We start from the raw sequence: 24,146 nt of genomic DNA, 5'->3' as shown, positions 1-24,146 counted from the left end.
CAGCAGCCCGGCATGTCCACAGCCCTCGCCCACATCGTTCTTCCGCCCGACCGGCGCCAGTCGCCGACCGCGCTCAACATTCAGCGCGGCGTACGGCGCCTGCTCGCCGAGATGGGCTGCGTGAGCCTGCCGGAATTCTCGCTCGCCAACGGGCGCCGGGCCGACGTGATCGCGCTCTGCGGCGCGGGCCGCCTCACCATCGTCGAAATCAAGTCGAGCGTCGCCGACTTTCGCGCCGACCGGAAATGGCCGGATTACCGCGACTATTGCGACCGCTTCTTCTTCGCGATCCCCGAGACCGTGCCGGAGTCGCTGATCCCGGAGGAATGCGGCCTCATCGTCGCCGATTCCTTCGGCGCCGCGATCCTGCGCGAGCCGCCGGACCATCCGCTGAGCCCGGCCCGGCGCAAGTCCGTCACCCTACGCTTCGCCCACTCCGCCGCCGGCCTCCTGCACGCCTTGGCCGATCCCGGCGCGATCAGGGAGGGGGCGCTGTAGCGCTCGGACTCAGGCCGGCCGGTCGATCGCGTTTCGAACGAAGGCGATGCGCTCGGCGATCGGTGCGAGAGGGAGGGGCACCAGTTCGTAGCCAAGCTCTGTGTAGATCCGCGCCATCGTGTGGCCCGTGGCCTCCGCCTCCTCGGCGGATTGCCGACGCTCGTCGTCCTGCGAAAAGATGTCCGGCCAGAAGGGCGCGAGGAAGACACGGCGATGATAGCGGCACCGCTCAGCGGCCTCTCTCATCACGGGCGGGACCGGAAGGCCGCAGAGCGTGAGGTAACCAATCACGTCCGGGAGCCCACGGTCGAACAAGACAGGCCCCCGAAGCGCCCCGGTTGTGCGGTAGGCGTCGAGGTCGCGCCGGAACATGTGCTCGGCGAAGGCCGAGCGGTCGGCCCAGGGCAAGGCCGTGCCGCCGATGGCGACCTGCTCTTGGATAATCGCCCGGCCCGCCTCAGGAACATGGGCAAGGCCGTCATCCGCCAGGGCTTGGACGAGCGAGGTCTTGCCGGAGCCGGGACCGCCGGTGACGACGAAGAAACGGCTTTTCATTCCGGAGACAGGCGAAGATCGGCCGATGTATCGCCGCCGTCGGCGATGACGGTCGCCGAGCGGTCCTTCATCGCGTGGAGGACGAACACCCGGATGGCCGAAGACAGGTTGCGCGCGCCGCGCTCGGAATCGATGGCGCCGATCAGCGCCTGCACCGATTGTCCGCGCCCCAGCGCGATCTCTTGAAGTGCGCCCCAAAACTCCGCTTCCAGCGAGACGCTGGTGCGGTGGCCCGCGATCATGACGGAGCGCTTCGCGTTTTCCCGCAGAGGTGCGCGCGTCATTCCTTGTCGGGATCGGCGAGGCGGTGGCCCTCGTGGCGGGACTGCTCGATCGCCTTGCGCGTCTCGGCCAGCGTCTTCGCCTTTTTCGGCCGGCCGAACAGGATGCGGTTCTCCGCGGCCTTGGCCTCTTTCGCCGCCTTCTCACGGTCCTTGCGCACCTGGCGCAGGTTGATGATCTCGGCCACCGTGTCAGCCCTCCGGACGACCCGGCGCGGAAGGTCCGCGCCGGGAAGCGAACCTAGCGCTTATTCCGCGCTCGGCGCCAGCATGGTTTCGGGGCGCACGACCCGCTCGAACTCCTCGTCCGTGACGTAGCCGAGCCGCAGCGCCTCCTCCTTGAGGGTGGTGCCGTTCTTGTGCGCGGTCTTGGCGATCTCGGCAGCCTTGTCGTAGCCGATCGACGGGGCGAGTGCGGTCACCAGCATGAGCGAGCGGCTCATCAGGTCGCTGATTCGGTCAGTGTTGGCCTTGATGCCGACGACGCAATTGTCAGTGAAGCTGACTGAGGCGTCGGCCAGGATTCGCACCGATTGCAGCACCGCGTTGGCGATCACCGGCTTGAAGACGTTGAGCTCGAAATGTCCCTGTGAGCCGGCAAAGCTCACCGTGGTGCCGTTGCCGACCACCTGCGCGCAGACCATCGTCAGCGCCTCGCACTGGGTCGGGTTGACCTTGCCCGGCATGATCGAGGAGCCAGGCTCGTTCTCCGGCAGCGACAATTCGCCGAGGCCCGAGCGCGGGCCCGAGCCGAGCAGGCGGATGTCGTTGGCGATCTTGAACAGACCCGAGGCCAGGGCCGTCAGTGCGCCCTGGAGGAAAACGAGCGCATCGTGGGTGGCGAGCGCCTCGAACTTGTTCTCGGCCGAGGTGAAGGGCAGCCCGGTCAATTCCGCGACCTTGGCCGCGAAGCGATCCGCGAATTCCGGATGCGCGTTGAGGCCGGTGCCGACGGCCGTGCCGCCCTGGGCCAGGGCCAGGACGCCGGGGAGCGTGGCGGCGATGCGCGCGCCGCCGAGGGCGACCTGCGCGGCGTAGCCGGAGAATTCCTGGCCGAGCGAGACCGGGGTCGCATCCTGCAAGTGGGTGCGGCCGATCTTGACGATGCTCTCGAACTCCTTCGCCTTGGCGTCGAGCGCGGTGTGAAGGTGGGAGAGCGCCGGCAGCAGCCGCTCCTGAACCTCCCGGGCGACCGCGATGTGCATGGCGGTGGGGAAGGTGTCGTTCGAGGACTGGCCGCGGTTGCAATGGTCATTGGGGTGGACCGGCGACTTGCCGCCGCGCTTGCCCCCGAGCCGCTCGTTGGCGAGGCTCGCAATCACCTCGTTGGCGTTCATGTTGGACTGCGTGCCCGAGCCCGTCTGCCACACCACCAGCGGGAACTCGTCGTCGTGCCGTCCGGCGACGACTTCGGCAGCGGATTCGGCGATCGCGTCGGCGACCTTCGGGTCGAGCCCGCCGAGATCCTTGTTCACCAGCGCGGCGGCCTGCTTGACGATGCCGAGCGCGTGCACGAGCGGCGCCGGCTGGCGCTCGGTGCCGATCTTGAAGTTCTGGATCGAGCGCTGCGTCTGGGCGCCCCAGTAGCGGTGGGCGGGCACCTCGATCGGGCCGAAGGTGTCGGACTCGGTGCGCGTCTCGACGGAAGGGTTCTCGTGCGGCGACATCGTGGCCTCTTCGTTGGCTCGGATGCGGCCCTACTTAACGAAGCACGATGACAAGCGCGATGCCGGCCCGGAATGGGGGATGACGCATCGCGCACTCCGTTACCGCCGAGGTTGTTCGCCTGCCGATGCTGGATACGCTGCCCCTCGCGCCTTCGACGGCCACGCCGCTCTTCCGGCCCAAGGTGCCGCCACCGCTCACGCAGCCGCTCGGTCTCTTCGCCTTCCTGAAGAAGGTGCGCGAGAACCCGATCGCCACTTGGATGGATGCGCATTTCGAGGAATTCGTCGTTGCGGGCGAGACGGCGATGGGGCGCATCACCGTCGTGAGCGATCCGGCCCTGGTGCGCTACCTGCTGGTCGAGCGCGCCGCCTACTACCGCAAGGACGACCTGCAGAAGCGCGTGCTGGCGCCAGGCCTCGGCGACGGCCTGCTGACGGCCGAGGGCGACGAATGGCGGCTGCAGCGGCGCACGCTGGCGCCGATCTTCTCGGCGCGCCACGTCGCCGGTTTCGTCGCGCAGATGGATGCCGCCGGGGCGCGGCTCGGCCGGCGGCTGGCCCGGCGCGACGGTGCCACGGTCGATGTCGCGCTGGAGATGACCCGCGCCACGCTCGACGTGCTGGAGCGGACGATCTTTACGCAGGGTTTGCCCGGCGATCCCGATGCGCTCGGGCGCGCCATCACCCGGCTGCTCGAATCGATCGGGCCGATCGACCCGCTCGACGTGTTCGGCTTCCCCGCCTTCGTGCCGCGGCTCGGCCGCCTGCGTGCGCGGCCCGCGCTGCGGTTCTTCGCCGAGGTGGTCGATACGCTCCTCGACGAGCGCAAGGCAGCGCTCGCCCGCGGCGAAGCGCCTCATGATCTGATGACGCTGCTGCTCGCGGCTCAGGATCCGGAGACCGGTCGCGGCCTCACCGACCTCGAGGTGAAGGCCAACATCGTCACCTTCATCGCCGCCGGCCACGAGACGACGGCCAACGCCCTGACCTGGGCGCTCTATTGCCTTTCCCAGGACGAGGCGGCGCGTGAGCGCGTCGAGGTGGAGGTCGATGGCGCCGCAGGCGAGGACGGCGCGTTGCAACTTGACCGGTTGCCCTTCACCAAGGCGGTGATGGAGGAGACGATGCGGCTGTTCCCGCCGGTGCCTTTCCTCAGCCGCCAAGCGCTCCGCGAGGACCGGATCGGGCGGGTAAAGATTCCCCGCAACTCGACCGTCATCATCGCTCCCTGGGTGATGCACCGGCACCGCAAGCTGTGGGACGAGCCGGACGCCTTCATCCCCGAGCGCTTCCTTGGGGAGCGGCGCGACCGCATCGAGCGATTCGCTTACCTGCCGTTCGGGGCGGGCCCGCGGGTCTGCATCGGCCAGAGCTTTTCGGTGCAGGAGGCGACGCTGGTGCTCGCCCATGTGGCGCGCGCGGTGCGTCTTACCTTGCCCGTGGATCACCCGCCGGTAACGCCGCTCCACCGCGTGACACTGCGTCCGAAGGATGGGCTGCGAATGCTGGCGCAGCGCCGGGTCTGACGCGCAGGACCGCCCCCCATGGAGGGGCGGTCGCGGGAAAAATCAGTTCTTCTTACGAAAGGCGTCGAGACTGACGACCTCGGCGGTGCCGTCGCGCTCGGTCTTCTCGGCAGCCTCGGGCTTGGCCTCGCTGCCGTCCTCGGGCTTGTTGTCCGGCTTGAGATCCGTCTTCAACTTACCCGCGGCGGGAAGGGCCGGAACGATCTTCGGACCATTCTGCACCGTGGCGAGACCCGTGCTCTTCGGCTTGATCTCGGCGGGCTCTGAGCCCGCCCCGCGCGGACCGGCTTTCACAGGAGCACTCGGCTGCGCCTCCTCCGCCTGATCGCCCTCGGCACCCTCGTTAAGATCGAACTTGAGGCCGAACTGCACCGACGGATCGAAGAAGCCGGACAGGGCGTCGAACGGGATCAGCAGGCGCTCCGGCACGCCCGAGAACGATAGCCCGACCTCGAAGCTGTGCTCGGTCACGCCGAGATCCCAGAACTGGTGCTGCAGGACGATCGTCATGTCCTGCGGGTACTTCTCGCGCAGGCGCTGCGACATGCGCACACCAGGCGCCTCAGTGCGGAACGAAATGTAGAAGTGATGCTCGCCCGACAGCCCTTCACGCGCGGCGTCGGTCAGCACCTTGCGCACGACACCGCGCAGGGCGTCCTGAACCAGGAGATCGTAACGGATCAGATCTTCGGCCATCGGCGCTCGCTTCACCGGTCACGGCCGGGATTGGGCTGCGCCGGGTCGTGGAAATTGAGTGGAGGTTTCTGTTGCCAGGTACCTCCGAACCCCGCCTATGCGGTGCTACCCGCTAGGACTTTAGGTCGGTTTTTGGCACCGCTTACGCGGCGACAGCCACCGGAGCAAAGTTGTCGTTGGCAACTATTGCAAAGGCCCGATAACGGCGGAACCATGCCGAGCGAAAGTGCTCCCTTTACGCCCTCGTCGATCCTATTTCGCCCCCGCCGGAACCCAACACGCTGAGGCCGTGCGGCCATCGGTCCTGGGTTCGGGTGGAGGCGCCGGGTACCGCCCCCGGGTCCGATAGGTTTATTTCGAAGAACGTTTATCGCCATAGCCGGCCTTGCGACCGGCAAAGCGAATATAGAGAGGCCGACGGCGGTTTTGAAGAGCGATCTGCGCTCAGACCCGCTCCGCGTTGCGAGCGTGGCTGATATGCCGCCCGCCACCGCCGACGCGCGCCCGTCGAAGCCGCCGCTCGCCCCGCTCGCGGCAGGGGCTTCATGGTTCGGTCGGGTGCTGCTGCTCATCGCGGTCCCGCTCGCCATCCTGCTTCTCGCGAGCGGGCTTGCCATCCTCATCGTGCGCGTCGGCGGCGACCTGCGGCTCGGCATCGACCCCCTCACGAGCGCCGCCGCGCGTCCGCGGCTGCCCTTATCGGAGGTGACGGGACGCGGCGTCATGATGGACGCCCTGCGGCAGGTGCTGATGGCCGGGCTCGTGATCGGGCTCGCCGCTTGGGCCGGTGGCGGCGCGTGGCGCCAGCGGCTCGGATTGACCCGCCCCCTCGAACCACGCCGACCGATGCGGCGGCTCTGGTTGCTGTTTCCCTTCTGGCCCCTGATCCACATCGCCTGGGTGACGACCACGGCGGCGGCACTCCAGATGAGCTTCGGCAGCGGGGTGCGCCTGTCGCCCTTCCTGAGCCCGGTGATGCTCGGCCTGTGGTTCGCCTTCGTCGTGGTGCTGGCCCCTGTCGCGGAGGAGTTGCTGCTGCGGGGCGAAACCTTCGCCCGGGCCAGCACCTTCCTCGGACCGGCGGGAACGATCGCGGCGACCGCGCTCCTGTTCTGCCTCGCCCACGTCTCCCTCGATCCGGGCGCGAAAAGCGCGCTCGCCCGGCCGCTCACCCTGCTTCCGCTCGCGCTCACTCTCGGCTGGCTTCGCTGGCGCACCGGCCGGCTCTGGCCCTGCATCCTGCTCCACGGTTGGAGCAATTTCTGTCTGCTCGCCTACCAGCTCGGGCCGAGCCTCCTGCGATAACCCTCGATCCCGCGTAACCAAGACAAGGGGAAAGGCGGGACGGCGGGCAGGCCCGACTCGACATCCGCCGGAGCAGTTGCCAGACCTGAGGGGCCATGCGCGCCTATCACGATCTGCTCACCCGCATCCTGTCCGAGGGCGTCCGCAAGGAGGACCGCACCGGCACGGGCACGCTCTCGGTGTTTGGCCACCAGATGCGGTTCGATCTGGCGGACGGCTTTCCCCTGGTGACGACGAAGCAGCTCCACCTGCGCTCGATCATTCACGAATTGCTGTGGTTCCTGAAGGGCGACACCAACGTCGCCTACCTCAAGGCGAACGGCGTCACGATCTGGGACGAGTGGGCTGACGCGAACGGCGATCTCGGCCCTGTCTACGGCAAGCAGTGGCGCTCCTGGGCCAAGCCCGACGGCGGCACCGTCGATCAGATCGCCTGGATCCTCGACGAGATCGCCCGAAACCCGGATTCGCGCCGCCTCATCGTTTCGGCCTGGAATCCGGCCGACCTCGACCGGATGGCGCTCGCCCCCTGCCACTGCCTGTTCCAGTTCTACGTGGCGGATGGGCGCCTCTCCTGCCAGCTCTATCAGCGCTCGGCCGACGCCTTCCTCGGCGTGCCGTTCAACATCGCGAGCTACGCCCTGCTCACCGCGATGATGGCGCAGGTGACGGGGCTCGAGGCCGGTGACTTCGTCCATACCTTCGGTGACGCGCATCTCTACGCCAACCATCTGGAGCAGACCCGCCTCCAGCTCTCGCGCGAACGGCGCGCCCTGCCCCGGCTGCGGTTGAACCCGGAGGTGCGCTCTCTGTTCGACTTCCGCTTCGAGGACATCGTGATCGAAGGCTACGAACCGCATCCCGCTATCAAGGCGCCGGTGGCGGTCTGATGGATCGACCCCGAGTCTCCCTGATCGCGGCGGTCGCCCGCAACGGCGTGATCGGCCGCGACAACAGCCTCGCTTGGCGGCTCTCCAGCGACCTCAAGCGCTTCAAGGCGCTCACCATGGGCAAGCCGATCCTGATGGGGCGCAAGACCTGGGATTCGATCGGCCGCCCATTGCCCGGACGGCGCAGTCTGGTCATCACCCGCGATCGCAGCCTCGCCCTTCCCGACGCCACCGTCGTGCGCGACTGGGACGAGGCACTCGCCGCGGCCGGAGGCGACGAGCTGATGGTGGTGGGCGGTGCCGAGATCTACCGGCTCGCCCTGCCCCATGCCGACCGGCTGCATCTCACCGAAGTCGATGCGGCGCCGGAGGGCGATGCGTACTTTCCGCCCTTCGACCGGGATCTCTTCCGTGAGACGCTGCGCGAGGCGCACGGCCCCGGCGAGCGCGACGAGTTCGCGTTTCGATTCGTGGACTTGGAACGGTCGGGCAGCCGTTGACCCACCATCAGGCGCTTTGGCCGCAGGGGCGGAAAGAGTTTCGTGGCACGAACGACCGTTGCGGTTGACGCGGTGTGGGCCCACCTGCCAGCCTTGACAGGACTGCGCGGCGCCACTCAGGTGCGCAGCGTCCGCGCGGCACCGCAAACGCGTTCTGGCGCTTGGGAAAACCGGCTTTTCCCGCCCCATAACGGGGCGACGGATCGAGTTTAGGGCAAGGGTCATCCGCATCCGCGGGGACCGGCTTCAGCAGGAGTTCACGTCGAGAATGCCTTGGAGCAATCAGAGCGGCGGCGGAGGTGGTCCCTGGGGCCGTCCCGGCGGCGGCGGCGGCGGAAACGGCGGCGGCCCCTGGGGTGGCGGGGGTGGCGGCAAGACGCCCCCGGATCTCGAGGATCTGCTCCGGCGCGGCCAGGATCGACTCCGCGGCGTCATGCCGGGCGGAGGCTTCGGCGGCGGCAAGGGAATCCTCGTCGCGGCAGGCTTGGTGCTCAGCGCGTGGCTGCTGACCGGGTTCTACATCGTGAAGCCGAACGAAGTCGGCATCAACACGGTCTTCGGACGCTACACCAGCCAGTCCGGCGAGGGCCTGCGCTACAACTTCCCCTATCCGATTGGCTCCGTGCAGAAGCCCAACGTCGGCATCGTGAACTCGATTCCGATCGGCTATATGGCCGCCGGCAACACGACGCGTCAGCGCGACGTGCCGGAAGAGAGCCTGATGCTCACCGGTGACGAGAACATCGTCGATATCGATTTCGAGGTGCAGTGGCGCGTCAACCCGCTCAAGGCGGAGGACTACGTGTTCAACCTCGCCAACCCGGATGGGACGATCAAGGCCATCGCCGAAAGCGCGATGCGCGAGGTGATCGGCCGCCGCAACATCCAGGCGATCCTGACCAACGAGCAGTCCAGCATCGCTCAGGAGGTCAAGGAGATCGTCCAAAGCGCCCTCGACGAGTACGGCGCGGGCGTGCGGATCGAGGTCGTGCAGCTCACCAGCGTCACCCCTCCCCCGGAGGTGCGGCCCGCCTTCATCGATGTGAACGCAGCACAGCAATACGCGCAGCAGGTACGTAACGAGGCCGAGACCTATGCCAGCCGCGTGACGCCGGAAGCCCGAGGCAATGCCAGCAAGGTTATGCAGGCGGCCGAGGCCTACAAGTCCCAGGCCACCTCGGAGGCGACCGGTCAGGCGTCGCGCTTCCGTCAGGTCTACGACTCCTACAAGGTCGCGCCCGAGGTCATCCGCGAGCGGATCTTCCTGGAGACGATGGAGCGCGTGCTCGGCTCCGTGAACAAGGTCATCATCGATCAGAACGGGGGCGTGGCTGGTGCCAACGCTGCGGGCGTGCTGCCGGTGCTGCCTCTGATGGAGAATGGGCGGACGCAGACGAACGGAGCGACGGGCCGATGAACAATCCAGCCATTCGGACCGGCCTGGTCATCCTCGCGGCGGCAGCCGCGATCGGCCTCTACGCCTCCGTCTTCACCGTCGGGCAGATGCAGCAGGCGCTCGTGCTGCAGCTCGGCCGCGTGCGCGACGTGCTGAACCCCGTCGGCCAGAACAAGCCCGGCCTGTACTTTAAGGTGCCGTTCACCGACAGTGTCGTCCTGTTCGACAAGCGGGTGCTGGATCTCGATCTTCCGGTTCAGACCCTGCTCACCGCCGACCGTCAGAACCTCGAAGTGGACGCCTTCGTCCGCTACCGGATCATCGATCCGCTCAAGTTCTACCAGGCGGCGGGGACGATCGCCCTGGCCAACCAACGTCTGGCGAGCTTCACCAACTCTGCGCTCCGCAACGTCCTGGCCCGGACCAGCCGTGACGCCATCGTGCGGACCGAGCGCGCCGAGCTGATGAACACGATCCAGGAGGACGTGAACAAGCAGGCCAAGAGTCTCGGCATCGAGATCGTCGATCTGCGCATGACCCGTGTCGACCTTCCTGCCAAGAACAGCCAAGCGGTCTACGATCGCATGACGTCGGAGCGGAAGAAGGAGGCGACCGACATTCGCGCCAACGGCGATCAGGCGGCGACGCTGATCCGCGCCAAGGCCGACCGCGACGTCGTCGTGATCCTGGCCGAGGCCAACCAGAAGCAGGAAGAGCTGCGCGGTGAGGGCGACGCTGAGAGAAACCGCATCCTCGCCGAGGCGTTCAGCCAGGATGCCAACTTCTTCGCCTTCTACCGCTCGATGCAGGCTTACGAGCAGGCGCTGAAGGGGCAGGACACCCGGCTCGTGGTGAGTCCGAACTCGGACTTCTTCCGCTTCTTCAACGATCCGCAGGGACGCCGTCCGCAGGGTGCCCGCAACGGCGCCGCCGAGCCGACGGCGTCTGGCGCCGGTGCCACCACAGGCACGGTGCGCTGAACGATCTGCGACCGATACGACCATCGCGGCCGGCACCCTTGATCGGGGTGCCGGCCGCTGAATTTATAGGTGTCTCTCACCGAACGCCCGCCGCTCCGCTCTGACCGAAGGGGAAACGATCGGGGATCGGGCGTTTCGTGAGGCACACAACCGGCCTGAAACAGGCACTCCCAGAGCTTGAGGAAACGTCCATGAGACTCGCCGCGAACGCCGTCCGGGGTCGAACGCCGTCGTTTGCCCGGCGCGCCTCATCGGCCCTGGCCGCCGCGGTGCTGGGCGTCACCGTCACGGTCACCGCCCTGCCGATCCCCGCCTTCGCCCGCGGCCCGGAATCGCTCGCCGACCTCGCCGACAAGGTGACCGATGCGGTGGTGAACATCTCGGCCTCGACGACGGTCGAAGCCAGCAACCGCGGCGGCCGGACCATGCCGCAACTGCCGCAGGGCACCCCGTTCGAGGATCTGTTCGAGGAATTCTTCAAGCGGCGCGGCCAAGGGACGCCGAAGGGTGACGAGGACAGCCCGCGCGGACCGACGCGCAAGTCGAACTCGCTCGGCTCCGGCTTCATCATTGACGCCTCGGGCATCGTGGTGACGAACAACCACGTCATCGGCGACGCCAACGACATCCAGGTCATCCTGAGCGACGGCACCAAGCTGAAGGCGGAGATCATCGGCAAGGATCCGAAGATCGACCTCGCCCTTCTACGGGTGAAGCCGACGGCCGAGCGCCCGCTCAGGGCCGTACCCTTCGGCGATTCCGACAAGATGCGCCCGGGCGACTGGGTGATGGCGATCGGCAACCCGTTCGGCCTCGGCGGCTCGGTCTCCGCCGGCATCGTTTCGGCGCGGGGCCGCAACATCGAGTCAGGACCCTACGACAACTACATCCAGACCGATGCGGCCATCAACAAGGGCAATTCCGGCGGTCCGCTGTTCAACATGGACGGCGAGGTGATCGGCATCAACACCGCGATCCTGTCACCTTCCGGCGGCTCGGTCGGCATCGGCTTCGCGGTTCCCTCGGGGACAGCGAGTCAGGTCGTCGATCAGCTCCGGCAGTTCGGCGAGGTCCGTCGCGGCTGGCTCGGCGTGCGCATCCAGAACGTCGATGAGGCGACCGCCGAAGCGCTCGGCCTGAAGGGCGGCGCCAAGGGCGCGCTCGTGGCCGGCGTCGATGAGAAGGGCCCGGCCAAGACTGCGGGCCTCGAAGTCGGCGACGTCATCGTCAAGTTCAACGGCGTGCCGGTGAAGTCGTCGAGCGAGCTGCCGCGCATCGTCGCCGCGACCCCGGTCGGCAAGACCGTGGACATTCAGATCGTGCGCAAGGGCGAGGAGCAGACGAAGGCGGTCCTGCTCGGTCGCCTGGAGGACGGCGAGAAGACCCAGGTCGCCAACGTCAAGCAGCCGGAAGCGGAATCGGTCAATCGCCAGATCCTCGGCCTCAACCTCTCCGGCCTCAACGACGAGGCGCGGCGCCGCTACGGCATCAAGGAGAGCGTCAAGAACGGCGTAGTGGTCACCAAGGTCGATCCCAACTCGACCGCCGCGGACAAGCGCATCCAGCCGGGCGAGGTCATCGTCGAGGTCGGCCAGGAGGCGGTTTCGAACCCCGCCGACGTGACGAAGCGCGTCGAGGCTCTCAAGAAGGAGGGCCGCAAGTCGGTGCTGCTGCTGGTGGCCAGCACCAGTGGCGACGTGCGCTTCGTGGCGATCGGGTTGGAGTAAGCAGCGATCCGATCGACGGTGTTGCCCTCCCCTCTTCCCGCACCGGGAGGAAGGGAGGGGCACGCAGCCGGATTGTATCTCGGAGCGTTGCGACGTCGCTGAGAAAAACTAAGCTACGAACTCAGCCGCCGAGAATCCCTGGAGGTAGAGTAGTGCGGTGAGATCGCCGTGCTCGATTCGCACCTGCGCGGCCTGCGCCACCTTCGGCTTGGCGCGGAAGGCGACACCAAGACCGGCCTCTTCGAGCATCGGCAGGTCGTTCGCCCCGTCACCCACGGCAATCGTCTCCGTTTGGCTCAGGCCCAACCGCTCGCGCAGTTCGATGAGGCTTGCGCGCTTGGCTTCCGCGCCGACGATGGGCTCGACAACCTGTCCCGTCAGGTGCCCGTCCGCGACGTCGAGGCGATTGGCGCGGGTTTCGTGGAAACCGAGACGGGCGCCGATGGGGCCGGTAAATAGGGTGAATCCACCCGAGACGAGGCAGGTGAAGGCGCCGTGCGCCCGCATCGTCGCAACGAGGGTGCCGCCGCCCGGCGTCAGGCGGATCACATCGCGGATCAGACCGTCGATAGCGCCGACAGACAGGCCCTTCAGCAGGCCCACCCGCTCCCGCAGCGCCGGTTCGAAGGCGACCTCACCACGCATGGCTCGCTCGGTGATCGCCGCCACCTGTTCCTTGATGCCGACGACGTTAGCGAGTTCATCGATGCATTCCTGCTCGATCATGGTCGAGTCCATGTCGGCGAGGAACAGCCGCTTGCGGCGGTGCTGATCGTGGGGAACCACGGCCACGTCGATCGGCTCAGATCCGAATGCCGCGCGCAGGGCTTCCGCGAGGGCCAGCGCGTCGTCGGGTGCGCCCGGCAGCAGAAGCTCGGCCGCCACCTCGCCGTGGAGAATGCGCGGTTGATGCTCCGTCCGCGTCACGCGGCGCGCCTCGGCGAGCACTGCATCGGTGATGGCGGGCCGGTCGGGGTTTGCTATCAGCGTCGCAACGAGGGTCATGGAGATCGAGGCCGTGCAGGGTTCGGACGGGCAGGACGCGGGGCACCCGGCCGCCATCCTCATTGCAGGGCCCACCGCCTCGGGCAAGTCGGCCCTGGGCTTGCGGATCGCCCGCGCTTTCGATGGCACGGTGATCAACACCGATTCGATGCAGGTCTATGCCGATCTGCGCGTGCTCTCGGCGCGGCCCTCCGACGAGGAGGAAAGGCTGGCCCCCCATCGCCTCTACGGCGGTATCGACGGGGCCGTGAACTTCTCCGTCGGACACTTCCAGCGGCAGGCGGCGGCGCTCCTCTCGAAGATGGATGCAGGAACCCTGCCCGTCTTCGTTGGCGGCACCGGCCTCTACTTCCGTAGCCTCGACGAGGGCATTTCGGATCTGCCCGAAGTGCCTGACGCCATCCGTCAGCGGATTCGCACCGAGGCGGACGGACAGCCGACCGAGGCGCTTCATGCCGCGCTGGCACGGCGTGATCCCAAGAGCGCCCAGCGCCTTCGGCCGTCGGACCGGATGCGCGTGATGCGGGCTCTTGAAATCCACACGGCGACCGGCCGCTCCATCGGCTCGTTTCAAGAATCGCGTGTGCCGGGTCCGCTTGCCGGAAAGCCGTTGCTGAAGCTCTTCCTCGCCACCGAGCGTGAGGCGCTGCGCCAGGGCATCGACGCGCGCTTCGTGGCGATGATGGAGCAAGGCGCGATGGACGAGGTCGCCGCGCTCCGCGAACGGCGTCTCGATCCGCTGCTACCGGTGATGCGCGCCCACGGCGTGCCGGCGCTGATCGCCCATCTCGACGGGACGATCTCCCGCGAAGAAGCGATCCGGCGTGGTCAAGGCGACACCCGCCGCTACGCCAAGCGCCAGTTCACGTGGTTTCGCCACCAGATGGGCGAGGATTGGCATTGGACCACGCCGGAGGCGGCGTGGTCCCTGGTGCAAGCTCGGCTCAGCGCTCCAGCCGGGCGATGAGGGACGAGGTGTCCCAGCGCTTGCCGCCCATGGCCTCGATCTCGGCGTAGAACTGATCGACCAGCGCCGTTACCGGCAGCCGGGCTCCGTTGCGGCGGGACTCGGCGAGTAGGATGCCGAGATCCTTGCGCATCCACTCGACCGCGAAGCCGAAGTCGAACTTGTCCGCGTTCATCGTGCGCCCGCGATTCTCCATCTGCCAGGAGCCGGCCGCGCCCTTGGAGATCACGTCGAGTACCGCCTCCATATCCAGGCCGGCGCGCTTGCCGAAGTGGATCGCCTCCGAGAGCCCCTGTACCAGCCCGGCGATCGCGATCTGGTTGACCATTTTGGTCAGCTGGCCCGAGCCGGACGGCCCGAGGAGGCGGCAGGATTTGGCGTAAGCCATGATGACCGGTTCGGCCTCGGCGTAGGCCGCCTCCTCGCCACCGCACATCACGGTAAGCACCCCGTTCTCCGCGCCCGCCTGACCGCCGGAGACCGGGGCATCGATGAAGCGAAGCCCGGCCGCGTCCGCCGCTGCGGACAGTTCGCGGGCGACCTCGGCCGAGGCGGTGGTGTGATCGACGAAGATCGCACCCTTCTCCATGCCGCTGAAGGCGCCGTCCGCGCCAAGCACCACCGAGCGCAAATCGTCGTCGTTGCCGACGCAGGCGAAGACTATGGCGCATCCGGCCGCCGCCTCGCGGGGCGTTGCGGCGGCCTGACCTCCGTTGGCCGCGACCCATGCCTCGGCCTTGGCGCCGGTGCGGTTGAACACAGTGACGTCGTGGCCCTTCTTCGCGAGGTGCCCCGCCATCGGCGAGCCCATCACGCCGAGGCCCAGGAACGCGACTTTGGCCATGAGATTCGTGTCTCCGGTATCCGATTGTCTCAAAGCGTGCTCTAGCCCCGTGCGCGAGACATTCAAAATGCAAACCGGATCCGTTTCAAAGCACGGTTCGGCGAAGTGGACGCCAGCCCAGGGCATCCGGTCGGATACGGCTCGAGTCGGGGCCGTTGCCGCTGCGGAGCCAGTCGGCTAGGGTCCCGCCCGCCGATGCAAGACCGCGCTCAGAACCCTTATTCCGGTCTTGCCGACCACGCCTTCTGGGATCGCTCCGTCGGCTCGCTGCCGCTGTTCGCCCTGGACCCGATGGCCGGACCGCCGGTACCGGACGGCTTCCGCCTGACGCGACAGACCCGGATTGCCACGGCGGGAAGCTGCTTTGCCCAGCACATCGCCGATAGACTCCAGGCGAGCGGCTACGATTATCTCGTCACGGAAGATGCACCCGACAGCGTCACACCGGACGAGGCGCGTGCGCGCGGCTTCCGCCTGTTCTCGGCGCGCTACGGCAACGTCTACACCGCACGCCAACTCCTTCAGCTCATCGAACGGGCCTACGGTCGCTTCACCCCCGCCGATGTAGCCTGGAAACGAGCCGATGGGCGCTTCGCCGACCCGTTCCGGCCGCGCATCGAGCCCGCCGGCTTTGCCAGCCCCGAAGCGATCGAGGCGGAGCGGCAAGAGCACTTCGCCCAAGTGCGCCGGCTCTTCGAGAGCCTCGACGTCTTCGTCTTCACCCTCGGCCTCACCGAGGGCTGGCAGGCGACGGCCGACGGCGCGGCCTTCCCGCTCTGTCCGGGCGTGGCCGCCGGCACCTTCGATCCGGAGGCCTACGCCTTCAGGAACCAGCCGGTCGAGGAGGTGATCGCGGACCTCTCCGCCTTCGCCGACGCCCTGAAATCGGTTAATCCGCGGGCGCGCCTGATCCTGACGGTGTCGCCGGTGCCGCTTGTCGCGACCTATGAAGGACGCCACGTGCTGCAATCGACCATACACAGCAAGGCGGTGCTCCGGGTTGCCGCCCAGCGTCTCGCCGACACCCGCGACGATACGCTGTACTTCCCCTCCTACGAGATCATCACATCGCCCGAGGGCGCCTTCCGCTATCTCGAGAGCGATCTCAGGTCCGTCAGCAAGGACGGTGTCGATCATGTCATGCGGGTCTTCTTCCGCCATCTCACCGAGGGCGGTGACCAGGACGCCCTCCCCGCCTCCAGCCGCAGCCTGCACGAAGCTCGCCGCGAGTTCGCCCGGCAGGCCGCCGTGGTCTGCGACGAGGAACTGCTGGCAGGCGGAGGCACGCGGCCATGGCTAGGCGAATCGTCGTCGTCGGCAACAACTGCCAAGTCGCCGTCCTTGCGGGGTGCCTGGGGTTCCTTGCGCCGAATGCTGAGATCGCGTCGGTAGAGCCGGCGACGTTCTCGCAGTTCGACTCAAGTCCCGCGCGGCTGCTCGAAGCGGTTCGGGCTGCCGACCTGACCGTGTGCTTCCCGTTCGAGGCGGGCCCGTTCGGCGAGGTGACAGCCGCGCGGATCTTCGAGACCGCCCGGTTCGTCGTGCCCGTGCCGACGATCGTCTTCCCGGCCTTCCACCCGGACATCGTCTACATCACCCACAAGGGCGGACTGTTCGGCTCGCCAATGGGCGACTACCACTCGGCGCTGATCGTCTACGGCTTCGCCCGCGGCTTCTCGGCCGATGAAATCGTCTCGCTGTTTCGAGCCGAGGTATTTTCGCGCGTCGGCTATCTCGACGGCTGGTTTCCGAATCGCGATGCCCTGCTGGCGCTAAGCCATGCCCACGGCTGCGACCTCGACCGCCTGTTCGCCGGGTGGATGCGCCGCGGCTGCTTCATGCACACGATCAATCATCCAAAACTGTTCGTGCTCGCGGATCTCGCTCGCGACGCGCTTCGCCGTGCCGAGATCCCGGCGCGAACGGCGGCCTGCGAGGATTACCTGCCCGATCCGCTCAGCGGGAGCATCTGGCCGGTTTATCCGGAGATCGCAGCGCGGCTCGGCGTCACCGGCAGCACGACCTTCAAGCCGCCGCTCGGCGGCCTGAACTTCCTCGTCGATGCCAGCCGCTGCATCGAGCTGCGGGCGATGGTCGAGGGATCGCTGGCGATCTACGCGCACACGCCGAAGGTCGCCGCACATTGCGATCGCGTTCAGGACTGGCTCGCGAGCCGAGAGCTTCGCGACAATCTGGTTCCGATCGCAGGTTGAGGCCGATCAGCCCCCGGTGACGCTCATGTGCCGCGGCACGGCCGCCGGACGAGCGCGCTCGATGACGAAGTCGTGGCCCTTCGGCTTGCGGGAGATCGCCTCGACCACGGCCTGCGTCACCAGCGCATCGTCGGGTGAAGCGCGCAACGCCGCGCGCAGATCGGCCGCGTCCTCCTGGCCCAGACACATGTAGAGCTTGCCGGTGCAGGTCAGGCGCACCCGGTTGCAGCTCTCGCAGAAATTGTGGGTCAGAGGCGTGATGAAGCCGAGCCGTCCGCCGGTCTCCTTAATCCGCACGTAGCGGGCCGGGCCGCCGGTGCGGTCGGGCAGAGGCGTCAGGGTGAAGCGTTGCTCCAGGCGTTCGCGGGCAACCGAGAGCGGCAAGAACTGGTCGGTGCGGTCGCCCTCGATCTCGCCGAGGGGCATCACCTCGATCAGCGTCATGTCCATGCCGAGCCCGTGGGCCCAGGCGATCATGTCGGCGATCTCGTCCTCGTTGACGCCCTTGAGAGCCACGGCGTTGATCTTGACCTTGATGCCCGCGGCACGCGCCGCCTCGATCCCCGCCAGCACCACCGACAGGTCGCCACGCCGGGTGATCGCCCGGAACTTGTCGGGGTCGAGCGTATCGAGCGAGACGTTGATCCGGCGCACGCCGAGATCGGCCAATTCGGGCGCGAAGCGGGCAAGCTGGGAGCCGTTGGTCGTCAACGTCAGCTCGTCCAGGGTGCCGCTCTTCAGGTGCCGGGAAAGCCGGCGGAACAGATGCATGATGTCACGGCGCACCAGCGGCTCGCCGCCGGTGATCCGCAGCTTGCGCACACCGCGATCGATGAACACGCCGCAGAGCCGATCGAGTTCTTCGAGCGTCAGCAGATCGCGCTTGGGCAGGAACTGCATGTCCTCCGACATGCAGTACGCACACCGAAAATCGCAGCGATCCGTTACCGAGATCCTGAGATAGGTGATCGCCCGCTGGAAGGGGTCGATGAGCGGCGCCGGCCGCACGGGCGCGAGGGTATCGTCGGCGGGGCCCCACATACGCGCCTCTGAACTCGACTCGGTGCCGGCATGGGTGGTTTTGTCGGCTGACAGATCCAACATCGCCATCCATATGAGGGCGGTGGCATCCTCCGGCAAGCGCGCGAGCGCAATGCCGGCATGAGAGCGTGGAATCGACCGTCATGAGTGAGCGCTGGCCCACCGAAATCCGCCTGTCCGGGGACAAGCGCATTCTGACTGTCGCGTTCGATGGCGGCGGCCGCTTCGAGCTGCCCGCCGAATACTTGCGCGTGTCGAGTCCCTCAGCGGAGGTTCAAGGCCATTCTCCGGCCGAGCGCAAGGTGCTGGGCGGCAAGCGCGATGTCGCAATCCTCTCGGTCGAGCCCATCGGCAACTACGCCGTGAAGCTGTTCTTCGACGATATGCACGATACCGGTATCTATGGGTGGGACTACCTGTTCGACCTCGGTCGCGAGTATCGGAACCGCTGGTCAACCTATCTGCGTGAGTTGGACGAGCGCGGCCTCACAAGGGACCGTGTGGCCAGCGCAACGGCGAAAACGAGCCAAGCCGGCGGAGGCTGCGGAAGCGGCAGTTGCGGCTGCCACTAAACCTGCGGCAAATCAGCGGACATGATGCGGGCCACGCCTGAAGTGGCCCGCACAACACGTCAGCTCGGCTGTTCCTCCACCTGATCGAGATCCTCGTTGGGAATCGCATCCGGTCGCGGCGGGGGATCTCCGGCAGGCGGCTGCGGAGTGGGGGGCGGATCGCCGATAGGCTTCGGCTCGGTCTCGGATTGCGGCCGATCATTCTGTGTGGTCACGCGTTTCTCCATGGATGCGGTGTCGGCCCTCTCCGTGTGGTGAGGGCGAAGTCCGTCCGGCTACGAGGCAAGAGAATCCTTCCGGCCGCTCGACGGACGGCCGGGGCGAATGTCGTTCGCTCAGGCGGCGCCCGACGTGCTCCATTCCTGCTTCACCTCGTCCGCACTCCGATTGAGGCGAACCTGATCGCCCTCGACGGCGATCACGAAATCGAGGGGGATGTAGTGATGGAGCCCGCCCGAATCGGCGTCGCTCTTGGTCAGCTTGATTTCGCCTTTCCCGACGTGATCCACCGTGCCGACATGTCCGCCGTCAGAACCGACGACGGTGGCGTGCTCGCGTATCTGGCTGGCATCGACCATGGCTATCCTCCCTGTTGAGGGGGGCCAACCGGTGTTGCGGGGGGAGGTTCCGCGTCGGCGATCCACGCGGCTTCGGGGGCGGCCTGCGACGGTCCGGCATTGAACCATCCCCCGCCCCACCCGTTGGCGTGCGACCTTTCAACGGAGGCAGCGCGTGTCAGCCAACGATTTCCAACATCGCGTCGGTCAGGACGTCGACACCGTCGATCAGCTCAGCAGCGTCGTCATTCTTGGCCTCGCCGTGGCGGGCGGCATCGCCGCGGTCGTGCTGGATCTGCTGCTGATCGGCTGACCCGCGGCTCTCTCGGACCAAGCCCAAACGAAAAGGGCCGGCATCGCTGCCGGCCCTTTCTCATTTCTATTTCGGGTGAACGATCAGCGCTGGACGACGACCCGGGCGCCGACCTTCACGCGGCTGTAGAGATCCGTCACATCCTCGTTGGTCATGCGGATGCAGCCGGACGATACTGCCGTGCCGATCGTCTCGGGCTCGTTGGAGCCATGGATGCGATAGATCGTGTTGCCGAGATACATGGCGCGCGCGCCGAGCGGATTCTCGATACCGCCCTTCATGTAGCGGGGCAGATCGGGACGGCGGCGCAGCATCTCCGAGGGCGGGCGCCAATCGGGCCATTCGCGCTTCATCGTGACAGTCTGCGTGCCACCCCAGGTGAAGCCGGGACGGCCGACGCCGACGCCGTAGCGCAGGGCCTCGCCGCCGGGCTGAATGAGGTAGAGCCGGCGCTCGGCGGTCGAGACGACGATGGTGCCGGGAGCGTGGGGTCCGGAATAGGGAACCGTATCGCGCGGAATCGCCGTCATCTGCGGCACGGTCGAGGCCAGCGGGTCGGCGGCCGAGGCGGGCGCACCCGGGACATCCGCCGGCAGAGCCGCGTTGGCGGTCGGCAGCGTGTTCTGCGGGCGCACGCGCACCGTCAGAACCTCGGTCAGCGGCTGGCGCGTGAGCGGGTCAATCTCATAGGCTGCGGCGGGGCTTGCCAGCGCGAACGTCGCGCAGGCAAGCCCGCCCAGGGCAACGACGAAACGGCGCATCAGGGCCTCTCGGGGCAGGCGAAGAATCAGGGGACGCGGTGGAAGAACCGCCGCACGATGCCGTGCGGACCCTCGCCAAGGCGTAAACGCTCCCCGATTAAAGCCAAGCTTGATTTGCAGTGCGGTACTGCTTCAGCCATCCTCGTGACCGTGTGGCCACACTGTGGCAGCGCGGCCGTGCGAGCCAGGATTATCGTTGCCGGACGGAACCTTCCAGAGCATCGCCTTCGGCAGAATGCCTCACCGTCCGCCCCTATTCCGGAGCTGCGCTGGACGCGTGAGGATGGTCTCGGAGTCCCTTGGGGGCTGCGCCAGGCGCTAGGCCGCGTCGAGCCCCAGATCGATGATCGCCGAGCTGTGGGTGATCCAGCCGACCGAGATCAGATCGACACCCGACGCCGCCACCGCGCCGACCGTCTCCCGGTTGATCCGGCCTGAGGCCTCGGTCACGGCGCGTCCATCGACCATCGCCACGGCCTGCCGCAAGGTGTCGGGGCTCATGTTGTCGAGGAGCACCGCGTCGGCGCCGATTGAGAGCGCTTCTTCGAGCTGGGCCAAGGTGTCGACTTCGACCTCGATCTTGACGAGGTGACCGGTCCGCGCGCGAGCCCGCTCGATGGCGGGGATGATGCCGCCCGCGACTGCGACGTGATTGTCCTTGATCAGCACCGCGTCGTCGAGGCCGAAACGGTGGTTCGAGCCACCACCCGCGCGCACCGCGTGTTTCTCCAGCGCCCGCAGGCCCGGCGTGGTCTTGCGGGTGCAGACGATCCGGGCCTTGCCGTGCGGTCGTGCCGCCTCGACCAATGAGGCCGTGGCCGTGGCGACGCCGCTGAGCCGGCAGAGCAGGTTGAGGGCGACGCGCTCGGCGGTCAGGACCGCGCGCGCCGGACCGGAGAGGCGGATCACCGTATCGCCCGGCGCGACGCGGGAGCCGTCGCCGCGCTCGACCGTGACCGACAGGCTCGGATCGATCAGCTCGAACGCGATGGCGGCGGCATCGGTGCCGGCGATCACCCCGTCCTGACGGGAGGCGATGACCGCCTCCATCCGCTCGCCCGCGGGCACGATCGCATCCGTTGTGATGTCGCCCGCCCGACCGAGATCTTCGAGGAGGGCCGCCCGCACTACGGGTTCCACGAGAAGGCGCGGCAGCGGCAGCAGGACATCGTCAGGCATCGGTGAGTTCCTGAAGCGCGCACGGGGCGTTAGCGGCGGCGGGCGTGAACACGGAGTGCCGGGCCGGGAGCTGACCCGGATGATCGCTGCGCCAATGGGCGCCGCGGCTTTCGCACCGATCGAGGGCGGAGCGAGCGATCATCAGGCCCGTGGCGGCCGCGTCGCTGCCGCGCTCGGACAGATCGGCCAGCCGAGCGATGGCCTGGGACAGGCCGGCCTCATCGCGCACCACGCCGACGCAAGCGTCCATGATGCCGCGAACCTCGGCGAGTGCCGCGTCATCCTGCGGCTGTATCTCGGGCAGCGGCGCCGGGCGATCCGTGCTCGCTGGGGCCGAGGCGGCATCGATCGACTCGGCGACGCGCGGCGCGAAGGCCAGCGCTTCGAGAAGCGAGTTGCTGGCAAGCCGATTGGCGCCGTGCAGACCGGTCGAGGACACCTCGCCGCACGCCCAGAGGCCCGGCACGGTGCTGCGGCCGGCGGCGTCCACGAGGATGCCGCCCATGTGGTAGTGCGCCGCCGGCCGGACCGGGATCGGTTGGACCGCCGGATCGATGCCGGCCTCGGCGCAGAGCGCGAAAACCGTCGGAAAGCGCTGCGGCATGCGGGCGCCGAGTGGGCCACAGGTGTCGAGATAGACCGTGCGGCCACGGCCGAGCGCCTGGAAGATGCCACGGGCCACGACGTCGCGGGGGGCAAGGTCCCCGCCTTCGATCCCCGCCATCACGGGCGCGCCGTCCTCATCGATCAGCACCGCCCCTTCGCCGCGGAGCGCCTCGGTCGCGAGCGGCATCGGATCGCGGCCGGCGGCGATGGCGGTCGGGTGGAATTGAACGAATTCGAGGTCGCGCAGCGCTGCCCCTGCCCGTGCGGCAACGAGAAGACCTCGCCCGAGGGCGCCCCGCGGGTTCGTGGTCGAGGCGTAGAGCGCTCCGGTGCCGCCAGTCGCCAGCACCACCGCGCGGGCGGGCAGACGGAAGGCCGCGCCGTCACGTTCACACACGACACCGCAGACACGGCCGTCGGCATCCTGCATCAGGCCGTGCAAGCCGGCCAGGAGAACCTCGATCGAGGGTGTCGCCTGGACGGCACGGACCAGCGCATCCAGTACGGTGCGGCCGGTGGAATCACCCCGCGCCCGCACGATCCGGCGCCGGCTGTGGGCGGCCTCCAGCCCGAGCGCCAGGGCGCCGTCCGCCTCCCGGTCGAAACCGGTTCCGAGGGCGACGAGCCAATCGATCAGGCCCGGCCCGGCTTCGGCGACGCGCAGGGCGACTGCCGGGTCGGTCAGGCCGGCGCCCGCGGCGAGCGTGTCGTCCGCGTGGAGCGAGGGCGCATCGTCCGTGCCCATCGCGGCGGCGATGCCGCCCTGGGCCCAACCCGTGGCGGTGCCGGCCCCGAGGGGCGCGGCGGTGATGAGGGTGACGGGGCGCGGCGCGAGCCGCAGAGCCGTGGCGAGTCCGGCTACCCCGGCGCCGACCACGACCACCCGGTCGGCAGGACTCCGGGCGAAGACGCTCATCAGGCGGCCTGCCGCGGTGAGACGGTCTGGGTCGGCTTCACCGCGAGCATCCGCTCGACGGCGAGGCGCGCCCGCTCGGCCAATCCTTCCTCGACCGTGATCTCGTGCGTCATCGTCTCCAATGCCTCACGGATGTTGCGCAAGGTGATCCGCTTCATGTGCGGGCAGAGGTTGCAGGGCTTGATGAACTCGATGTCGGGGTTGGCCACCGCGATGTTGTCGGCCATCGAGCATTCGGTCACGAGCACGACCTGGGACGGCCGTTTCTCGGTGACGTAGTTCATCATCATCGCCGTCGAGCCGGAGAAGTCCGAGGCTTCGACCACCTCCGGCGGGCATTCCGGATGGGCGATCACGGTGATGCCGGGGTAGCTCTCGCGAACGTCGGCGATGTCGGCCGGGGTGAAGCGCTCGTGCACCTCGCAATGTCCGGCCCAGGTCAGCATCTCGACTTCGGGCACCTGCTTCTGGACGTTTTGGGCCAGGAACTCGTCCGGGATCATCAAAACCCGCTTCACGCCGAGCGCGCGCACCACGTCGGCGGCGTTGCCGGAGGTGCAGCACACATCCGACTCGGCCTTCACCGCGGCGGAGGTGTTGACGTAAGTCACGACCGGCACGCCGGGATACTTGGCGCGCAGGGCCCGCACGTCGGCCGCGGTGATCGAATCGGCGAGCGAGCAGCCGGCGGCCATGTCGGGCATCAGCACGGTCTTGCCGGGGTTCAGGAGCTTGGCGGTCTCGGCCATGAAGTGGACACCGGCCAGCACGATCACGTCCGCATCCACCCGCGCCGCTTCACGAGCTAGAGCGAGGCTGTCGCCGACGATATCCGCCACGGTGTGGAAGATCTCCGGCGCTTGGTAGTTGTGCGCCAGAACCACCGCGTTGCGCTCGCGTTTCAGGCGCAGGATGGCCTCGACATCGGGAGCCAGCGCCGGCCACTCGATCGCGGGCACGTGACGGCTGACGCGCGCGTAGAGATCGGGCAGCGGGAAGGCCCGTTCAGCCGGCTCGCGAGGGGCGGATCCTGCCTCGAACATCGCGGTCTCCTTTATGCTCAAACTGAGCATTGTGCCGTCTAAGTTAGGTGCCGCCTATGGCATTGTCCAGATATGCTGAGACTGAGCATAACGATTTTGCGATGCAAA

Annotated in this window: 26 protein-coding genes and 1 other RNA gene; 13 read left to right on the top strand and 14 right to left on the bottom strand. The window is 67.8% G+C overall.

What is annotated here, in order from left to right; genetic code table 11:
* The first annotated feature begins 12 nt into the window (after window positions 1-12).
* Entirely contained in the window at window positions 13-498 is a 486-nt protein-coding gene (locus tag MKK50_RS11660) for an MmcB family DNA repair protein (protein ID WP_060770099.1), read from the top strand.
* Between the two features lie 9 nt (window positions 499-507).
* Here MKK50_RS11660 and MKK50_RS11655 read toward each other — a convergent pair whose 3' ends face one another.
* From MKK50_RS11655 to fumC, 4 genes are read right to left on the bottom strand one after another with little or no spacing between them, the layout of a single operon-like run.
* Window positions 508-1,053: an AAA family ATPase gene (locus tag MKK50_RS11655; RefSeq protein WP_499022401.1), complete on the bottom strand. Its 546-nt coding sequence runs from the start codon at window positions 1,051-1,053 to the stop codon at window positions 508-510.
* The gene (locus MKK50_RS11650; protein ID WP_499022399.1) at window positions 1,050-1,337 is read right to left on the bottom strand and encodes a ribbon-helix-helix domain-containing protein; all 288 of its coding nucleotides are present in this window, start codon (window positions 1,335-1,337) and stop codon (window positions 1,050-1,052) included. Before MKK50_RS11650 ends, MKK50_RS11655 begins: the two co-directional genes overlap by 4 nt.
* Window positions 1,334-1,522 carry a DUF4169 family protein gene (locus tag MKK50_RS11645; protein ID WP_003597777.1) on the bottom strand — a complete coding sequence of 63 codons (189 nt, stop codon included), beginning with the start codon at window positions 1,520-1,522 and terminating at the stop codon, window positions 1,334-1,336. The genes MKK50_RS11650 and MKK50_RS11645 overlap by 4 nt, the downstream gene beginning before the upstream one ends.
* Window positions 1,523-1,582: 60 nt before the next feature.
* On the bottom strand, window positions 1,583-3,001 hold the full coding sequence (gene fumC, locus MKK50_RS11640; RefSeq protein ID WP_499022397.1) for a class II fumarate hydratase: 1,419 nt from the start codon (window positions 2,999-3,001) through the stop codon (window positions 1,583-1,585).
* Window positions 3,002-3,126: 125 nt separating this feature from the next.
* Here fumC and MKK50_RS11635 point away from each other — a divergent pair, with 125 nt between their 5' ends.
* The gene (locus MKK50_RS11635; protein ID WP_499022395.1) at window positions 3,127-4,527 is read left to right on the top strand and encodes a cytochrome P450; all 1,401 of its coding nucleotides are present in this window, start codon (window positions 3,127-3,129) and stop codon (window positions 4,525-4,527) included.
* A 42-nt stretch (window positions 4,528-4,569) separates the two neighbouring features.
* Here the strand turns inward: MKK50_RS11635 and MKK50_RS11630 are convergent, their stop codons facing one another.
* Together MKK50_RS11630 and ssrA are read right to left on the bottom strand one after the other, a co-directional pair.
* The gene (locus tag MKK50_RS11630) at window positions 4,570-5,223 is read right to left on the bottom strand and encodes an SspB family protein (RefSeq protein ID WP_499022394.1); all 654 of its coding nucleotides are present in this window, start codon (window positions 5,221-5,223) and stop codon (window positions 4,570-4,572) included.
* Window positions 5,224-5,280: 57 nt separating this feature from the next.
* Window positions 5,281-5,658, bottom strand: a transfer-messenger RNA (tmRNA) gene (ssrA, locus tag MKK50_RS11625).
* Window positions 5,659-5,700: 42 nt separating this feature from the next.
* On the opposite strand from ssrA, the gene MKK50_RS11620 reads away from it, so the two are divergent.
* The 6 genes from MKK50_RS11620 (at window position 5,701) to MKK50_RS11595 (ending at window position 12,021) form a co-directional block, all read left to right on the top strand.
* Window positions 5,701-6,528: a CPBP family intramembrane glutamic endopeptidase gene (locus MKK50_RS11620; protein WP_499022393.1), complete on the top strand. Its 828-nt coding sequence runs from the start codon at window positions 5,701-5,703 to the stop codon at window positions 6,526-6,528.
* A gap of 95 nt (window positions 6,529-6,623) precedes the next feature.
* On the top strand, window positions 6,624-7,418 hold the full coding sequence (locus tag MKK50_RS11615; protein ID WP_499022392.1) for a thymidylate synthase: 795 nt from the start codon (window positions 6,624-6,626) through the stop codon (window positions 7,416-7,418).
* Window positions 7,418-7,918, top strand: coding sequence for a dihydrofolate reductase (locus MKK50_RS11610; RefSeq protein ID WP_499022390.1), 501 nt, complete (start codon window positions 7,418-7,420; stop codon window positions 7,916-7,918). The genes MKK50_RS11615 and MKK50_RS11610 overlap by 1 nt, the downstream gene beginning before the upstream one ends.
* Window positions 7,919-8,186: 268 nt before the next feature.
* Entirely contained in the window at window positions 8,187-9,335 is a 1,149-nt protein-coding gene (gene hflK / locus MKK50_RS11605; RefSeq protein WP_253371980.1) for an FtsH protease activity modulator HflK, read from the top strand.
* Window positions 9,332-10,294 carry a protease modulator HflC gene (gene hflC / locus MKK50_RS11600; RefSeq protein ID WP_499022388.1) on the top strand — a complete coding sequence of 321 codons (963 nt, stop codon included), beginning with the start codon at window positions 9,332-9,334 and terminating at the stop codon, window positions 10,292-10,294. The genes hflK and hflC overlap by 4 nt, the downstream gene beginning before the upstream one ends.
* Window positions 10,295-10,485: 191 nt before the next feature.
* Window positions 10,486-12,021, top strand: a complete 1,536-nt coding sequence (locus tag MKK50_RS11595; RefSeq protein WP_499022386.1) for a DegQ family serine endoprotease — start codon at window positions 10,486-10,488, stop codon at window positions 12,019-12,021.
* A gap of 108 nt (window positions 12,022-12,129) precedes the next feature.
* On the opposite strand, the gene serB is transcribed toward MKK50_RS11595, so the two are convergent.
* Entirely contained in the window at window positions 12,130-13,026 is an 897-nt protein-coding gene (gene serB, locus MKK50_RS11590) for a phosphoserine phosphatase SerB (protein ID WP_499022384.1), read from the bottom strand.
* A gap of 13 nt (window positions 13,027-13,039) precedes the next feature.
* Here serB and miaA point away from each other — a divergent pair, with 13 nt between their 5' ends.
* Window positions 13,040-13,993 carry a tRNA (adenosine(37)-N6)-dimethylallyltransferase MiaA gene (miaA, locus tag MKK50_RS11585; RefSeq protein ID WP_499022727.1) on the top strand — a complete coding sequence of 318 codons (954 nt, stop codon included), beginning with the start codon at window positions 13,040-13,042 and terminating at the stop codon, window positions 13,991-13,993.
* Here the strand turns inward: miaA and MKK50_RS11580 are convergent.
* Complete coding sequence (locus MKK50_RS11580) at window positions 13,971-14,837, bottom strand: NAD(P)-dependent oxidoreductase (RefSeq protein ID WP_499022382.1); 867 nt, start codon at window positions 14,835-14,837, stop codon at window positions 13,971-13,973. The two genes, miaA and MKK50_RS11580, sit on opposite strands and share 23 nt — an antisense overlap.
* 195 nt (window positions 14,838-15,032) lie before the next feature.
* On the opposite strand from MKK50_RS11580, the gene MKK50_RS11575 reads away from it, so the two are divergent.
* Together MKK50_RS11575 and MKK50_RS11570 are read left to right on the top strand one after the other, a co-directional pair.
* Window positions 15,033-16,229: a GSCFA domain-containing protein gene (locus MKK50_RS11575; RefSeq protein ID WP_499022380.1), complete on the top strand. Its 1,197-nt coding sequence runs from the start codon at window positions 15,033-15,035 to the stop codon at window positions 16,227-16,229.
* A complete protein-coding gene (locus MKK50_RS11570; protein WP_499022379.1) occupies window positions 16,130-17,050 on the top strand; it encodes a WcbI family polysaccharide biosynthesis putative acetyltransferase in 921 nt (306 codons plus the stop codon). Before MKK50_RS11575 ends, MKK50_RS11570 begins: the two co-directional genes overlap by 100 nt.
* A gap of 6 nt (window positions 17,051-17,056) precedes the next feature.
* On the opposite strand, the gene moaA is transcribed toward MKK50_RS11570, so the two are convergent.
* Window positions 17,057-18,091 carry a GTP 3',8-cyclase MoaA gene (gene moaA / locus MKK50_RS11565; protein ID WP_499022725.1) on the bottom strand — a complete coding sequence of 345 codons (1,035 nt, stop codon included), beginning with the start codon at window positions 18,089-18,091 and terminating at the stop codon, window positions 17,057-17,059.
* 143 nt (window positions 18,092-18,234) lie between these two features.
* On the opposite strand from moaA, the gene MKK50_RS11560 reads away from it, so the two are divergent.
* Window positions 18,235-18,663 carry a gamma-butyrobetaine hydroxylase family protein gene (locus MKK50_RS11560; RefSeq protein WP_499022377.1) on the top strand — a complete coding sequence of 143 codons (429 nt, stop codon included), beginning with the start codon at window positions 18,235-18,237 and terminating at the stop codon, window positions 18,661-18,663.
* Between the two features lie 335 nt (window positions 18,664-18,998).
* On the opposite strand, the gene MKK50_RS11555 is transcribed toward MKK50_RS11560, so the two are convergent.
* Entirely contained in the window at window positions 18,999-19,241 is a 243-nt protein-coding gene (locus MKK50_RS11555) for a DUF2171 domain-containing protein (protein WP_253371997.1), read from the bottom strand.
* Window positions 19,242-19,395: 154 nt separating this feature from the next.
* Between MKK50_RS11555 and MKK50_RS11550 the strand changes: the two genes are divergently transcribed.
* Window positions 19,396-19,533: a hypothetical protein gene (locus MKK50_RS11550; RefSeq protein WP_253371999.1), complete on the top strand. Its 138-nt coding sequence runs from the start codon at window positions 19,396-19,398 to the stop codon at window positions 19,531-19,533.
* 83 nt (window positions 19,534-19,616) lie between these two features.
* Here the strand turns inward: MKK50_RS11550 and MKK50_RS11545 are convergent, their stop codons facing one another.
* From MKK50_RS11545 to nadA, 4 genes are all read right to left on the bottom strand, one after another.
* The gene (locus tag MKK50_RS11545) at window positions 19,617-20,294 is read right to left on the bottom strand and encodes a L,D-transpeptidase (protein ID WP_253372000.1); all 678 of its coding nucleotides are present in this window, start codon (window positions 20,292-20,294) and stop codon (window positions 19,617-19,619) included.
* A 318-nt stretch (window positions 20,295-20,612) separates the two neighbouring features.
* Complete coding sequence (gene nadC / locus MKK50_RS11540) at window positions 20,613-21,473, bottom strand: carboxylating nicotinate-nucleotide diphosphorylase (RefSeq protein WP_499022375.1); 861 nt, start codon at window positions 21,471-21,473, stop codon at window positions 20,613-20,615.
* Window positions 21,466-22,995, bottom strand: a complete 1,530-nt coding sequence (locus MKK50_RS11535) for an L-aspartate oxidase (protein ID WP_499022373.1) — start codon at window positions 22,993-22,995, stop codon at window positions 21,466-21,468. The genes nadC and MKK50_RS11535 overlap by 8 nt, the downstream gene beginning before the upstream one ends.
* On the bottom strand, window positions 22,995-24,038 hold the full coding sequence (gene nadA, locus MKK50_RS11530) for a quinolinate synthase NadA (protein ID WP_253372006.1): 1,044 nt from the start codon (window positions 24,036-24,038) through the stop codon (window positions 22,995-22,997). Before nadA ends, MKK50_RS11535 begins: the two co-directional genes overlap by 1 nt.
* Window positions 24,039-24,146 lie beyond the last annotated feature (108 nt).

The sequence above is a fragment of the Methylobacterium sp. J-043 genome, from assembly GCF_022829505.1.
GTDB classification, from domain to species: domain Bacteria; phylum Pseudomonadota; class Alphaproteobacteria; order Rhizobiales; family Beijerinckiaceae; genus Methylobacterium; species Methylobacterium extorquens_A.
Note: the sequence above shows the minus strand (reverse complement) of the source record. Positions and strands in the feature narration are given on the sequence as shown.